This is a genomic window from Aquimarina sediminis (assembly GCF_002895435.1).
Taxonomy (GTDB): Bacteria; Bacteroidota; Bacteroidia; order Flavobacteriales; family Flavobacteriaceae; genus Aquimarina; species Aquimarina sediminis.
The window spans coordinates 868508-883291 of the sequence record NZ_POYJ01000002.1; the positions used below are offsets into that span (position 1 = coordinate 868508).

Annotated in this window: 11 protein-coding genes and 1 tRNA gene; 9 read left to right on the forward strand and 3 right to left on the reverse strand. The window is 33.6% G+C overall.

Features of this window, described 5'->3' with window-relative positions; genetic code table 11:
- Positions 1 to 193: 193 nt before the first annotated feature.
- Positions 194 to 865 carry a GTP cyclohydrolase I FolE gene (gene folE / locus C1X07_RS08135; RefSeq protein ID WP_103069478.1) on the reverse strand — a complete coding sequence of 224 codons (672 nt, stop codon included), beginning with the start codon at positions 863 to 865 and terminating at the stop codon, positions 194 to 196.
- Positions 866 to 1316: 451 nt separating this feature from the next.
- Here folE and C1X07_RS08140 point away from each other — a divergent pair, with 451 nt between their 5' ends.
- From C1X07_RS08140 to C1X07_RS08160, 5 genes are all read left to right on the forward strand, one after another.
- Positions 1317 to 1949 carry an ATP-binding cassette domain-containing protein gene (locus C1X07_RS08140; protein ID WP_103069479.1) on the forward strand — a complete coding sequence of 211 codons (633 nt, stop codon included), beginning with the start codon at positions 1317 to 1319 and terminating at the stop codon, positions 1947 to 1949.
- A 2-nt stretch (positions 1950 to 1951) separates the two neighbouring features.
- Positions 1952 to 3148, forward strand: coding sequence for an ABC transporter permease (locus C1X07_RS08145; RefSeq protein ID WP_262494903.1), 1197 nt, complete (start codon positions 1952 to 1954; stop codon positions 3146 to 3148).
- Positions 3141 to 3584 (forward strand): hypothetical protein, encoded by a 444-nt coding sequence (locus tag C1X07_RS08150; protein ID WP_103069627.1) that lies wholly within the window; start codon positions 3141 to 3143, stop codon positions 3582 to 3584. The genes C1X07_RS08145 and C1X07_RS08150 overlap by 8 nt, the downstream gene beginning before the upstream one ends.
- Before the next feature lie 617 nt (positions 3585 to 4201).
- A complete protein-coding gene (locus C1X07_RS08155) occupies positions 4202 to 5470 on the forward strand; it encodes a S8 family serine peptidase (protein WP_103069481.1) in 1269 nt (422 codons plus the stop codon).
- Between the two features lie 387 nt (positions 5471 to 5857).
- Positions 5858 to 6373 (forward strand): hypothetical protein, encoded by a 516-nt coding sequence (locus C1X07_RS08160; RefSeq protein WP_103069482.1) that lies wholly within the window; start codon positions 5858 to 5860, stop codon positions 6371 to 6373.
- A gap of 79 nt (positions 6374 to 6452) precedes the next feature.
- Here the strand turns inward: C1X07_RS08160 and C1X07_RS08165 are convergent.
- Together C1X07_RS08165 and C1X07_RS08170 are read right to left on the reverse strand one after the other, a co-directional pair.
- Positions 6453 to 6534, reverse strand: a tRNA-Leu gene (locus tag C1X07_RS08165).
- Between the two features lie 250 nt (positions 6535 to 6784).
- Positions 6785 to 7507 carry an aspartyl/asparaginyl beta-hydroxylase domain-containing protein gene (locus tag C1X07_RS08170; protein ID WP_241507214.1) on the reverse strand — a complete coding sequence of 241 codons (723 nt, stop codon included), beginning with the start codon at positions 7505 to 7507 and terminating at the stop codon, positions 6785 to 6787.
- 45 nt (positions 7508 to 7552) lie between these two features.
- Here C1X07_RS08170 and C1X07_RS08175 point away from each other — a divergent pair, with 45 nt between their 5' ends.
- The 4 genes from C1X07_RS08175 (at position 7553) to C1X07_RS08195 (ending at position 14752) form a co-directional block, all read left to right on the forward strand.
- Positions 7553 to 8941 (forward strand): dipeptidase, encoded by a 1389-nt coding sequence (locus C1X07_RS08175; RefSeq protein ID WP_103069484.1) that lies wholly within the window; start codon positions 7553 to 7555, stop codon positions 8939 to 8941.
- A gap of 223 nt (positions 8942 to 9164) precedes the next feature.
- Positions 9165 to 12290: a M43 family zinc metalloprotease gene (locus C1X07_RS24985; RefSeq protein ID WP_164914120.1), complete on the forward strand. Its 3126-nt coding sequence runs from the start codon at positions 9165 to 9167 to the stop codon at positions 12288 to 12290.
- Positions 12291 to 12425: 135 nt separating this feature from the next.
- A complete protein-coding gene (locus tag C1X07_RS08190) occupies positions 12426 to 12797 on the forward strand; it encodes a BlaI/MecI/CopY family transcriptional regulator (protein WP_103069485.1) in 372 nt (123 codons plus the stop codon).
- The gene (locus C1X07_RS08195) at positions 12794 to 14752 is read left to right on the forward strand and encodes a M56 family metallopeptidase (RefSeq protein WP_103069486.1); all 1959 of its coding nucleotides are present in this window, start codon (positions 12794 to 12796) and stop codon (positions 14750 to 14752) included. Before C1X07_RS08190 ends, C1X07_RS08195 begins: the two co-directional genes overlap by 4 nt.
- Positions 14753 to 14784 lie beyond the last annotated feature (32 nt).

Consider the following 14784-nt stretch of genomic DNA (forward strand, 5'->3'; position numbering starts at 1 on the left):
TATCAGAGGATTTTATTTTTTAATGCAACAATAAGATTATATAAAAGCTCTAATTGATATCCTATTACTACTAGTTATATGGTAAGTAGGGGTACTAAACAAAACCCAAATCTACTGATTTGGGTTTGTTTTACTATCTAAACCTAGGTGCAGTTGTATTTTGTTCAATGAATTGAAATTGTTTTTAGAGCTTTTAGAAAGACGAATTATTACTCTGTTTAACAATCTCAAAAAACTCACTTCGGAAAGAAGATTCTAGAAATTTTCCGCCATATTCAATAGTCGTTGTAAAACTGCTTTTATCTTTAATTCCTCTAGAAGAAACGCATAGATGTTTAGCATTTACAACCACAATTACATCTTCTGTTTCCAAAGTTTGTTGCAAATCCTTTAAAATTTGTAAACAAAGTCTTTCCTGAACTTGAGGGCGGTGAGAATAATAATCTACCAATCGATTAATTTTTGACAACCCAACCACTTTATCTTTTGGGATATACCCTACATGGGCGGTGCCAACTATAGGTAAGAAATGATGTTCACAGGCAGAATCAATTATAATATCTTGCTCTACCAATATTTTCTGATATTTATATTTATTTTCAAAAGTCGATATTTTTGGACGATTTTTGGGATTTAAACCATAAAACAACTCTTTCACATACATTTTGGCAACTCTATAAGGAGTTCCAGAAAGACTATCATCCATCAAATCGAGACCCAGTTCTTTCATTATTTCTGAAAAATGATATTGAATTTTTTTGATTTTATCATCGTCAGATTTTTCAAAAGCATCTTTTCGTAAAGGAGTTTCTGTGTTTTTGGAAAAATGCATATCTCCTGTCCACTCTATTTCTGTTTTATTCATTTCGTTACTACTAATTAGTTTTACAATTTTTTTGTCAGAACCGACAATTCGTTGTTGATAATCAACATTTAGGGCAGGTTGTCTTTGTCGTCAAAGTAACCAGACTATCTTTAACAAAAGCCAACTTATCCCGGAGCATATTCATATTTCAGTTTTAATTGATCAGATCTCTGGATCGTATTAGGAGAATGTACTAACAAGTTCCACACAATAAAATGATCGTTTTGAAAAAATATTGACCTTCTGCAGAATAGGAAAAGAAAAGGAGTTATTAAGCAATGTATTACATATAAACTACTAGCCGTAATTTTTGGTAAATATGAGTTGTTATAAATGCGTGATACGTTCAAAATAATATATAATGATCTAAGTTAAAGCAAAGGTACTATTATTTATTTAACGCAACTTTGTTGCATTAATAAAGTTTGTTTATTTTTGTCAAAATAATTTGATGATACAAACTAGTTCTCTTGAGTTTACATATCAGGGTAGAGAAAAATGTACTTTAAGTTTTCCAGATATTGATTTGCCTCCACAAGAAGATTTATTGATTTTGGGACCTTCGGGTATTGGCAAAACTACATTATTGCATCTTTTGGCAGGTCTCTTACCTCCAAAAGGAGGAGATGTTTTCATTTCTAATACTTGTATAAATAAGCTTACAAGAAAGCAATTGGATTGTTTCCGTGGGCAACATATAGGATTAATTTTTCAACGACCGTATTTTGTAAGGTCTTTAACCTTGCTAGAAAATTTAAACATACGTGAGCAACTTTCGAAAAAGAAAAAAGATCTTTATAGACGAGAGGAACTGGTTGAACAATTGGGTCTCTCGAATCTTCAGAACAAAAGAATCCACCAATTAAGTGAGGGGCAACAACAACGACTGTCGATTGCTTTAGGTGTTATACATAAGCCCAAAGTTATATTAGCAGACGAGCCTACATCTAATCTAGATGATATTAATTGCGAAAAGGTTATTCGCCTACTAAAAAAAGAGGCTCAAATCTGTAAAAGTAATTTAGTGATCATAACTCACGATCATAGGGTTAAAACACATTTTGATAATCATTTAGTTTTATAGAATTGTTATATCTGGCTTACAAAAATCTGATTTCTAAACCTTTAAACACTACCTTAAGTGTTTTGCTATTGATGTTAAGTATTTCATTAGCAACTTTTGTTTTACAAGTAAGAAATCAATTGAACCAACATTTAGAAAAAAATATTAAACCCTTCGATATGGTTATTGGGGCAAAAGGGAGCCCTTTGCAGCTAGTGTTATCTTCTGTTCTACATATTGATAATCCTACGGGAAATATACCATTTAAAGAAGCTTTGAAGATTAGTAAAAACCCTATGGTTAAAGAAATAACTGCGGTTTCTTATGGAGATAATTATAAGGGAGTTAGGATTTTAGGAACACCAATTGAGTATTTGACTAAATACAATGCAAAATTGCGTGAAGGAAAGTTGTATGAAAAACCATTTGAGGTGGTTATTGGAAATTATGTAGCCAAAAAGAACAACTTGAGTGTAGGAGATACTTTTGTAAGTGCCCATGGTCTAGCCGAAAACGAATTAGAAAAACATAATGAGAAACCTTTTGTTGTTACAGGAATATTAAAACCAACAGGGTTGATTATTGATGATCTAATTATTACTAATCTAGAAAGTATTTGGGAAGTACACGAGCATGAAGATGAGCATATCCACCATGAAGAAGAACATGATGAACAGCGGGAAGTAACCTCTTTACTAGTTAAATTTAGAAACCCTATCGGAGCTTTACAAATGTCCGGGCATATCAATAAAAATACTACAATGCAAGCAGCACTTCCTAAATTTGAAATCGAACGATTAATGAAATTTTTAGGAATCGGATTTAAGACAATTAATGGTATTGCTATTGCAATACTACTGGTAGCTGGACTCAGTATATTTTTTAACTTAATAAAAACGGTAAGAGAAAGAAAACAAGAGCTAGCCTTATTGCGAACCTATGGAGCTAATACCTTGCAATTAGTGAAGTTGGTTTTCCTAGAAGCACTTTTTTTATCTTTATTAGGATCTGTTTTAGGGTGGTTGATAGGGAGAATAAGTCTTTGGTTTTTTTCAACGTTTGCACAAAATTTATATGGATATCATTTTGTATTTAGTCCTCCTAACAATAGAGAGCTTATAGTATTAATACTGGTTATCTTGACAACTTTGTTAGCAGCAATTTTAGCCTCATTGTCGTTGTTTAAATTAAATGTTTCTAAAACAATATCAAATGCATAAAACAATCTTCTTAATTCTATTTTTTGTACTAATCAAATTCAATTTGTTTTCTCAGGAGAAATTGACCTGGAAAGAATTTGCCAATGTAAAGTTTCATAATATTTATAGTGCGGCGTATGATGATTTCTTTTTAAAACCTAGCTTTGGTTCTACCATAAAGTCATATCGAGGTAAGAAAATCCGAATTAGAGGTTACTTTTTGGATTTTTCTTTTGACGGGGATGAGTTCTATATGATTTCTAAGAATCCAAAATCTTCTTGTTTTTTTTGTGGAGCTGCGGGACCAGAGAGTATTATTGAAGTTATTTTTAAACAAAAACAAAAATTTAAAACAGATCAAATTGTGGAGATTACAGGTGTTCTTGAGCTTAATGCAGATGATGTAGATCATTGTAATTATATATTAAAAGAGGCTGTTGGTAAATTAGTAAATTAAAGAGAACTAAGCTCTTGGGTAAATAGAACACTTTTTTTGATAAGGTTTTGTCTTTTGCAAAATCAATTCTTAGCCATTAATTGTTATGAAGATTTTATGGATGTATCTATAAATGGCTGCAGTATGTAAAAAGCGATGTCATAGTTTTACGGGTGATCTGACATATTTATTTTTAAGCTTTATGGCTATGTAAAGGGTTTTTATTCGATCTAAAATTGCTCTCCTGCCAATTTCTAATACGTATGCAATTCTTAAGTTTTTAGAATATTTGTGAGATTTTCCTTATCCCAAATTAGATAAATACCTGTATTGAGAAGCATTTACTGGGCATGGTTGCGATTATTTATAGTTAAAATAAAGTTAATTAAAGTTAAATTTAGTTAATGTTTGATGATAAATATTCAGTGTTTTCCTACAGTTATCTTGTGCAAGATTTTTCTTATCAAATACTTTTTAAACGCTATTTTTACTAAAGCAACAGAGTTGCAACAAATATTTTTTTTATGTAGTAATTTTCTCTTAATGTTTGTTGCTTAAGGGGTTGACTTACGGTTTTGCCATAATGTGTTTTCTTGAAGAATGTATAATTTTGCGGTCTAACACAAAACTCAAGTATTATGAAAAATTTCAGTAAACTTGCTTTGGGCACTATGCTTACGGCATTAGTTATTACTTCCTGTCAAAACGAAAACTTATCTGATGGGGCGGTAGAATCGGTTGTAGAACCAACAAGTACAGAGGGGAAAATCATTCCTGGTCAGTACATAGTTGTTTTTAAAAACGCTAAAATTGCACCTACTTCAAAAACTCTGGAGAAATCTTCATTTTCTAGCAGAACTGAAAAAGCCAAATCTGTTAGGGATCTTTCAGAAGTTTCTATTAAAAAAATGAATTCTATTTTGTCTGATAATGATTTGGATCAAAGACAAGTTCTTGATTATTATACTACAAAATTGTCTGGGATGGCAATTAAATTGGAAGATGATGAATTTCAAAGATTGTCAAAAGATCCTAATGTAGCTGCAATTGAATTTGATAGGATAGTAGAGTTACCAGAATTTGAAGTTGAAGAAGTGATTTCTCAAGGAAAATCACAAAAAATGGCTCAGCAAACACCATGTGGTATAACAAGAGCTGGAGGTGCTACAAATGGTGCTGGTAAGGATACATGGATTTGGGTAATTGATACTGGTATCGACCTAGATCATCCTGACCTTAATGTGATTACAGATAGTAGATATGCAAAATCTTTTGCAGGAGGTTCTGCTAACGATTGTAATGGACATGGAACTCATGTTGCTGGGACTGCCGCAGCTATTAACAATAATGTTGGTGTTGTAGGGGTTTCTGCCGGGGCTAGTGTTGTGCCTATCAAAGTTTTGGGATGTAATGGTAGTGGTAGTACATCTGGGATACTATCAGGAATCAACCATGTAGGGCGATATGATCTTGCTGGTGATGTTGCTAACCTTAGTTTAGGAGGTTACCACGGTTCAGGATGCTCTAGTAATTCTTCTTACCGTAGCGCGCTATTAGCGTTAAGTAATGCAGGGACTTATGTAGCACTTGCAGCTGGTAATAGTAGAGCAGATGCTTCACTTTATGCACCAGCTTGTATTAATGGTAGTAACATATATACCGTTGCATCTATGACTTGTAACCGTGGATTTTCTTCTTTTTCAAATTATAACATGAATCCGATAGATGTTATTGCTACAGGAAGTAGTGTAAGAAGTACTTATTTGAATGGAGGATATGCTACATTAAGTGGTACTTCAATGGCTTCTCCTCACGTAGCAGGAATTATGCATGCCAGAGGTAGCGGACCAAGATCTTCTGGATCTGTTTCACATCGTGGAGAAAGCTACCCTATCGCTGTAAGATAAAAAATCATTTTTTACGTTGAAAAACGTGTAGTTACAAAACCACTTGTTGGAGAACAGGTGGTTTTACTATGCTTTTTTGTTACAGATACAGCTAGCAAAAACTAGATTTCTTGAATCCTTAAGTGTTTAAGCCAGGTATGATTATGAATCGTATGCGAAGTACCATAATCACCGCAAAATACATAGTAAGTCTTGCCATATTTTACAAACCAATCTAAAATTCTATAAAGTCGATCTCTTGTTATAAATGTCTTTTACAAGATTTTGTTTTTTTAGTATTTCATGTTTTATGGGGGTATACTAATACTATTCAAAAAAATGATATTAGATAAATAGAATTTATACTTTATTCATAACTTTGAGATACAACTAAATACAATAAATATCATGAAAAACATCAGTAAATTAATCTTCCTTGTCTCGTTATTAGCTTATACTTCTTGTAAGCAAAACCCTGCTGAATCTCCAGAACACAAAGCTATGGTAGAAAAACATGGAGAAATGGAAACTTCTCACGAAACTATGACCAAAGAGCATAGCAACATGAAAGATGATCATCAAGAAATGGTAGATGCTCATAAAAGTATAGAAAACGACTCTATTCATTTAGTTATCGAACAAAAGCATTTATCCCTATTGGCTAAACATGGTGAGCTTATTAAGACCCATGAAGCTTTAATGCAAAAACATGCTGATTTGGAAACTAAACACGCTTCTGGTGAGATTACTTTAGAGCAAATGACTACAGAGCATGAATCTATGAAAGCAGAGCACGAAAGTATGGAGAAAGAACACCAAGAAATAACTAATGAACATAGACATATTACAGAAGAAGACGAAAAAATGATGAAAGAAGATCAGGAAAAAGCAGCAGAAACAGAGTCTGATCAAAACAAAGAATAGTTAATTCTATCCCAAAAGAAAATCTCTTCTGATTTCAAATAAAAAAACCAGATCAATTGATCTGGTTTTTGTTTTGCTGTGCGGGCGGAGAGACTCGAACTCTCACACCTCGCGGCACTAGATCCTAAGTCTAGCGTGTCTACCAATTCCACCACGCCCGCATTAAAAACTTTTACAATACTTAGGACTTTTTGCAAAAGTGAGTGCAAATATACATAATACTTATAAATCTCCAAGAACTTAAATTATTTTTTTTCAAGAATATTGAGAATAAAAGAACTATTTGATTTCTTATCTCTAAACTTTAATCTGATTGAAGTATTTTAAAACGAAATTGAAGGAGTTACAAGTGTTGTATTCCAGTAGTTTAAGTTTGTTGTGTTTCAAAGAGGTCTTCTCTTTTATCACTAATCACAATTCTGATTCTAATTGATTAATCAAAGCAATAGAAGTTTCAGAATTCATTTTTTTTAGCTCTTCGATCATTCTAAGCTTGGTTTCCTTAGAATATTGAGGAGGTTTGTTTTCTAATTCAAAATTATAACCAGATTGTAAGAATAGCTCATCAGACCATTCATTACGAATGCAATCTATAATCAAATGAATACGATCAGTTGTACCATTATTTTCTACCCAATGAGGTAAATTAAAGTTTCCGTACCAGGATTCTCCAACGGACATGGTTACTTTTTGATTATTTATATAAAAAAGAACATTGTTATTTGTAGTAATTGGAATATGTATTCTAAAGCTATTGTCTTCATACCCCAAATTATGATCCCGATGTTCCTTTATTTTACCGTTAGGAGAAAGATTAAGTAAACGGATAGACTCTTTCTCGCATTCAAAAAAAGCGATTACTTCTCTAAAATATGGGCAATTATCAAGTAAAGGAGTGTTCTTGTAATTCTCTGAACCAGAAGAATGCGCATAAATCTGATTGACCTCTCCATTTAATGACCTAAGGGCAATAGATTTCCAATCTCCCGAGTAATCATTAGTATTAAAATGAGAAGTGAATTGGTATGATTGACAATAATTCAAGTCTCTTAATAGGCGATCTTCAGAAAATAAAAAGGGGAGTTTTAAGAATGCATTTTCCATCAAATGATAACATGACTTTAAAACAGCCAAATTACTTCATTTTTATTACTTTTAGGCGAAAATAAATTCAGATTCATGCAAAACATACAATCTTACGTTCAAGAACATAAAGATCGATTTATAAATGAGCTAATCGAATTGCTTAAAATCCCTTCTGTTAGTGCAGATACGGCTTATAAGGATGATGTTATCAAAACAGCAGAAGAGATAAAAAAAAGCCTTGTTAATGCAGGGTGTAGTGCTGTAGAAATATGTGAAACTCCTGGGTATCCAATCGTATATGGAGAGAAAATTATAGATAAAAACCTTCCTACTGTATTAGTATACGGTCATTATGACGTGCAACCAGCAGATCCTATTGACTTATGGGACAGCCCTCCTTTTGAACCAATAATAAAAAATACTGATATTCATCCCGAAGGTGCCATTTTTGCAAGAGGAGCCTGTGATGATAAAGGGCAGATGTATATGCATGTTAAAGCATTAGAGATCATGACACAAACTGATCAATTACCATGCAATATAAAGTTTATGATAGAAGGAGAAGAAGAAGTAGGAAGTAAAAGTTTGGGATGGTTTGTAGAGCGTAATCAAGAGAAACTTGCTAATGATGTTATTCTAATTAGTGATACAGGGATGATAGCCAAAGATGTTCCTTCTATCACTACTGGTCTGCGAGGGCTTAGTTATGTTGAGGTTGAAATAACAGGTCCCAATAGAGATTTACATAGTGGCCTGTATGGAGGAGCTGTAGCGAATCCTATTAATATCTTAACAAAAATGATAGCATCCCTGCACGATGAGAATAATCATATAACTATTCCTGGTTTTTATGATAAGGTAGAAGACCTTTCTACAGAAGAACGGGCAGAAATGGCTAAAGCACCTTTTTCACTTGAAGATTATAAAAAAGCATTGGATATTAATGCAGTATATGGAGAAGAAGGATATACAACCAATGAGCGTAATGCTATTAGACCAACATTAGATGTAAATGGAATATGGGGAGGATATACAGGAGAAGGAGCTAAAACAGTTATTGCTAGTAAAGCTTATGCAAAAATATCTATGAGATTGGTTCCTAATCAGGATTGGCAAGAAATTACAGAGTTATTCAAAAAGCATTTTGAAAGTATTGCTCCTAAAGCTGTAACCGTAAAAGTAACACCACATCATGGTGGGCAAGGGTATGTAACTCCAATAGATAATATCGGATACAAAGCTGCTAGTAAAGCATATCAGGATACTTTTGGGAAAACCCCAATCCCGCAACGTAGTGGGGGGAGTATTCCTATTGTTTCTTTGTTTGAAAAAGAATTAAAAAGTAAAACAATCTTAATGGGATTCGGATTAGATAGTGATGCCATTCATTCCCCCAATGAACATTTTGGAGTATGGAATTACCTAAAAGGAATCGAAACGATTCCTTTATTCTATAAATATTTTACCGAGTTAAGTAAATAACTTCAATCTCAAAAAAAGCTATAGAAAAGCCACCTTAAACAAGGTGGCTTTTTTTGATGGGATTATTATTTTTTAAGACTTAATGAGTAGTTATTTGTGTTTAAATGTTAAAAAAATAAAATATAGGTAATATAGTATAGTGTTTGGTTATAATAGTATAATTCTAAAAGAGCTAATAGTTTTAATTTCACATCCTAACTATAACACACAAACCTGATTAATTATGAAAATTAAGACTTTTTTCTTAGCTGTTTTGCTATGCGGTTATGCCCCATCTATTACTGGGCAACAGGAACATGTTGATGCAAAACGATGTAAAACAAAAAATGCAAACGATTATATTTTTTCTGCTAGCCCAATGGCTAAAGCAGAGTACGACAACTTTAATAAGTATACCAAAAACTTTGTTCAAAGTAAAAAGCTATCTCATAAAGCTGGAGAGACCTATACGATACCGGTAGTTGTTCATGTGTATGGGACGCAGCAGCATGGAAAAACTGTTGATTACAATAAAGTAAAAGGAGCGCTAGATGCTCTTAATAAAGATTTTAATGGACTCAATGATGATTTTAATAGTATTGATCCTGTTTTTGATGGGCGTAAATCAACATTAAACATACGGTTTGCCTTAGCAAAAATTGATCCTAATGGGGGGAGTACCAATGGAGTGATTATCCATCCTGTAGCCTCAGGAATGGGAAACTATAATAGTCCAGTAGTAGCGGCAGATGGCTGGGATAATTATAAATACATGAATGTTTATATCACAGGTGATCTTTATGGAGATGGGGTATCTAATAATTCTGGAGTAGCATGGTATCCAAATACAACAATGTCTAACGAAAATATTGCACGAGTGGTTTATAATGGGCAATATTTACATGGCAATACCAATAAAGAATTTGCATCTGTGTTTACACACGAATTTGGACATTGGCTTAATTTGATACATACTTTTGAAGGTGGGTGTAATGATCCCAACGGGGATCAGGTGAGTGATACTCCAAAAGAAGATTCTAATTCTGGAGACAAAGGATGTACAGTAGGGGCCAGTGAGTGTGGTAACTTAATTAACTATGAAAATTATATGGGGTACGATTCTGCTTCTGGTTGTGCAAAAATGTATACCCAGGGTCAGGTAAATAGAATGCTGGCAGCTTTACAACACCCTACAAGAAAACCATTGTGGCAACCGGCAAACTTAATTGCTACAGGAGTAAATTTAACCGGAGCTTCATTGGTAGTTGCTAATAACACTGTTGAAGAATCCTTGTCTAATAATGGAGCATTGGTAGATGAGTTTTATGATATAGATATCCAGGGAGGAACTTTTTCATTAAACTCAGGAACATTATCAGAAGGAACTCATTTTAATTCAAACCTTCCTCAGGGAATTTCTGCGACAATAACCGTAGTAAATAACACAAAATTAAGAGTGACATATAATGGAAGTGCTAATAATCATGCTGTTGTAAATAATTTTTCAGGTTCCATTACTCTTAAAAATGCGATTATTTCAGGAGGAACAAGTGTACTAAACTCGGATAAGGTTTCATTTGATTTTTCATTTTATGACCCATACAAAGTAGTGTATGTAGATAATGATGACTATACAGCAAATGCAACTACTACATGGACATTTTTTAGAATAACCGGAGCAGATAGTAACAGTTTTGGAACTTTCTTTGAAAATAATGCTCTTAAGTTAGAAACATATACAAAAGCATTAGTTTGCCAATCAGGAACTAGAAACCCTATGCCAATTGCAGAAAATACGGTGATCTCTTCAACAAGTAGCTGGGTTAATGGAGGCGCATATCCGGATTTACATGTGATTAGAGATTCTGGGTATACAGCTTGGGATGGTAAAATAGCGTATATAGGGTTTCAGTTAGAATTATATTCTGGAAAAACCAATTACGGATGGTTTAGAGTTCAGGTTAATGCAGACGGATCATCATATACCCTTTTAGATTATGCATATAGTACAGAACCATTTGGAGCTATTAAAGCAGGGAGTAAAATATGGGGAGGAGGAAATAACCCTACTTGTAATGATGGTATACAGAATGGAGACGAAACAGGTATAGATTGTGGAGGGTCATGCGCGCCTTGTGTTGTAATTTCCTATTGTAATTCTAATGGTAGAAGTACAGTTGATGAATATATTAGCCGAGTGCAGTTAGGTACTATTGATAAAACATCTGTAGGAGAGAGCTCAGGATATGCAGATTTTACTGCAGAATCTACAATATTGTCCAAAGGAAATCCAAATACAATTACGATTACCCCTACCTGGAGAGCAACCGTATATTCTGAAGGATATAGCGTGTGGATAGATTATAATCAGGATGGAGATTTTATGGATGCAGGAGAACAAGTATGGAGTAAAGTAGCTTCAAAAGCTACATCGGTAAGTGGAGATTTTATAGTTCCATCTGAAGCTAAAAACGGAAACACACGAATGCGGGTTTCTATGAAGTATAATGGGATACCATCATCATGTGAATCCTTTAGCTATGGAGAGGTCGAAGACTATACCGTTTCTATAAAGACAGGGGGTACACCCACTTGCTCAGATGGTATTCAAAATGGAGATGAAACAGGCATAGATTGTGGAGGCTCATGTATACCTTGTAACACTAATGATGGAGTCGTATATGTGGATGTAAATGATATCTCTGTAAATTCATCCAGTACCTGGAATTTCTTTAGAATTGAAGTTGGTGATGATAAAGATTACGGAGCATGGTATACATCAAACTCTATTAGATTGGTAACTTATAACAAAGATATAGTGTGCGAGGGTAGTAGTAAAAACGTAACTTTAATCGGAGAAGGAACAGAAGTTGGACCGACAAGTAATTTTATATCAGAATCTAATAGCTACGTTATAAGTTCTTCTGGATATACCAATTGGAATGGAAAATCGGGATACGTAGGGTTTACTTTTAAGATTAATAATAACACCCATTATGGATGGTTCTATATTACCGTTGCCAACGATGGACTGTCGTATACTATTTTGGACTACGCATATAATACTAATCCAAACCAAGGACTTTTAACAAAAAGAACAGCTGTTGCAAGTTCTGTAAGAACAGAGAATTTGATTAAAGTATATCCTAATTCATTTACTCAAATTACTAATGTTGATGTAACAAAATTAGGAAAGGAAAGATTTACAATAAGTATATATGATATGTTAGGAAGACGTATTGATTATAAAGAATATGATAAAAATCCTGGAGTAATATCTCTTGGCGAAAAGATAGCGAACAAAGGGAGTTATTTTATGAAGATAAAATCAAAAACAATGTCAGAAATACACACTTTGGTAAAAAAATAGTCTGGTATATTGATTTTTTTTTGCAAAAACTACCTAGAAAATGTAAACGTAATTTTACTACATTTTTAGGTAGTTTTTTTGCATATTTAAAATATTGTTCTACATTTGTAGAGTAAACTCTAACTATGTAGAACAATGCAATTGTCAAAAGCAGAAGAACAGTTAATGCAATACCTCTGGAAACTAGAAAAAGCCTTTCTTAAGGATTTACTGGATTCTTTTCCGGAACCTAAACCAGCAACTACTACAGTAGCAACACTACTGAAGAGAATGACCGATAAGGGGTATATAGCGTATAAGCTTTATGGCAAGTCAAGAGAATATTACCCATTGGTAAAAAAGACAGATTATTTTTCTAAACATGTAAATGGGTTGATTAAGAATTTTTTTAATGATTCGGCGTCACAATTTGCCTCTTTTTTTACTTCAGAAACTAATTTGTCTACTTCAGAATTAGAAGAGCTAAAAAAAATAGTAGATAAACAAATTCAAAAACAAAAGCAATGATTGTATATTTAATAAAATCATCTCTTTGCTTAGCGCTGTTATGGGGGTTTTATGCCTTGTTTTTAGAGCAAGAGAAGATGCATCACCTCAAAAGGTTTTACCTTCTTTTTAGTTTGATTTTTGCATATACTATTCCGTTGATCACCATAACCTATACAAAAGATGCAGTAGTTAGTCTCGAAGAATCACAACAGCCGGTAACCTATATTACCCAGGTGCATAATTTACAACCTAAAGAATCTTCTATAGATTATATTTCTTGGGTCTTATGGATCATTTATGGGGTGGGAGCTCTTATTTTTGCGACTAGATTTGTAAGGAATATTTATAATTTGATCAAGAAAGTAAAGAAGAATGAGAACCTAAAAGAATCATCTCATATTAATGTGCTACTTAGTAATTCGATTGTGCCCTACACTTTTTTAAAATATATATTTGTTCCTAAGAAAGAATTTCAGAAAAAAGCTATTCCAAAAGAAGTGTTACTGCATGAGAAAACTCATGTACAACAAAAACATACCTTAGACATTCTATTTGTAGAAATTTTGCAGGTGGTTTTTTGGTTTAATCCACTATGGTTTTGGATAAAGAAATCCATTAGATTAAATCATGAATTCCTTGCAGATCAAAAAGTGTTGAAACAACAATTTTCTATACACCAATATATGAACTTACTTGTTAATTATCCAAACAGTACTCATCATGCTGAATTAACAAGCTCTATTAATTATTCATTAACTAAAAAACGAATCGTTATGATGTCACAACAATTTTCTAAAACAAGAGCAGCAGCTCGTGTGTTGCTGCTCTTACCAATGCTCTTAGGTTGTATGCTATTATTTAATAACAAAATTATAGCACAACAAAAAACAATTAAATACAAAAAAACAGTAGCGTCTACTCATCCTGATAAAAAGATTAAAATTCGTGTAAAAAACGAACAGATTACTGTAAATGGTACTGCAACAAGGTTGTCGGATTTTGCCAATACAATTGATAAAGTGACAAAGCAATGGAAAGACGATGAGCTATCAGAATTTCAATTTGATGTTCAGATTATGAATTCTGAAGATTCATTTGTTCAAAAACTTAATGATGCCTATAGAAATACCAGGTTATATAGTGCAAATCCTGATGGGCATGATTTGATTCCACCTCCACCACCTCTTCCAAAGCGTTTGGGGATAAAAAAAGAAAAACATAGTAGTATACCTTCTCCTGCACCAATAGTTAAAAAAGGAGAGGAAAGTGATATTCCGCCACCACCAGCACCTCCCAAAGCACCTGAACATACCCCAGATTCTCAAGAAGAACTTCATGAAATAGAAGTTGAATTAGAGGAACAGGCAATGAAAGCGATAGAAGAAGCAGAACAGGCGATGGAAGAAGCAGAACAGTCTAGAATAGAGGTCGAAATAGAAAGTATGACAGAAAGAGAGCAGGCTGAAATAGAAAAAGAAATAGCAATGACAATGGCAGAGAATGCCCGCTATGAAGCTGAAGAGATGAAGGCAATTGCTATGGTAGAGGTCAGGGAAGCCAGAGAGATAGCTATGGAAGCCGCCAGAGAGGCAAGAGTAAGGGCTATAGAAGAAGTGCATAGAGCTCAAGAGAGATCTCATAGAGTGAGAGAAGAAGGAATGAGGAGAGCCGAAAGATCGAGATTAGAGGCAGAAGAAAAAATGATGAGGCGCACAAGAATTGCCAGAGAAGAAGCACGAGAAGCTATGAGACATGCAGAGAAAGCTAGAGAAAAAGCAAGGTATGGAGCAGAGAAAGCTAGAAAACGAGCCGAAAAAGCACGCGATAAAGCAATGGATCAAGCCCGAAAAGCACATAGTGAAGCAAGAAAACAGGCTGAAAAAGCTAGAAAAGAAGCCCAAAAAGCTATGATGGAAGCTCGGAAAGAGCAAAGAAAAGCAATAGAAGAGGCAAAAAAAGAGATGAAGAAATAAATTACCTTTTTTTCTAACCTTACTATAGAAAA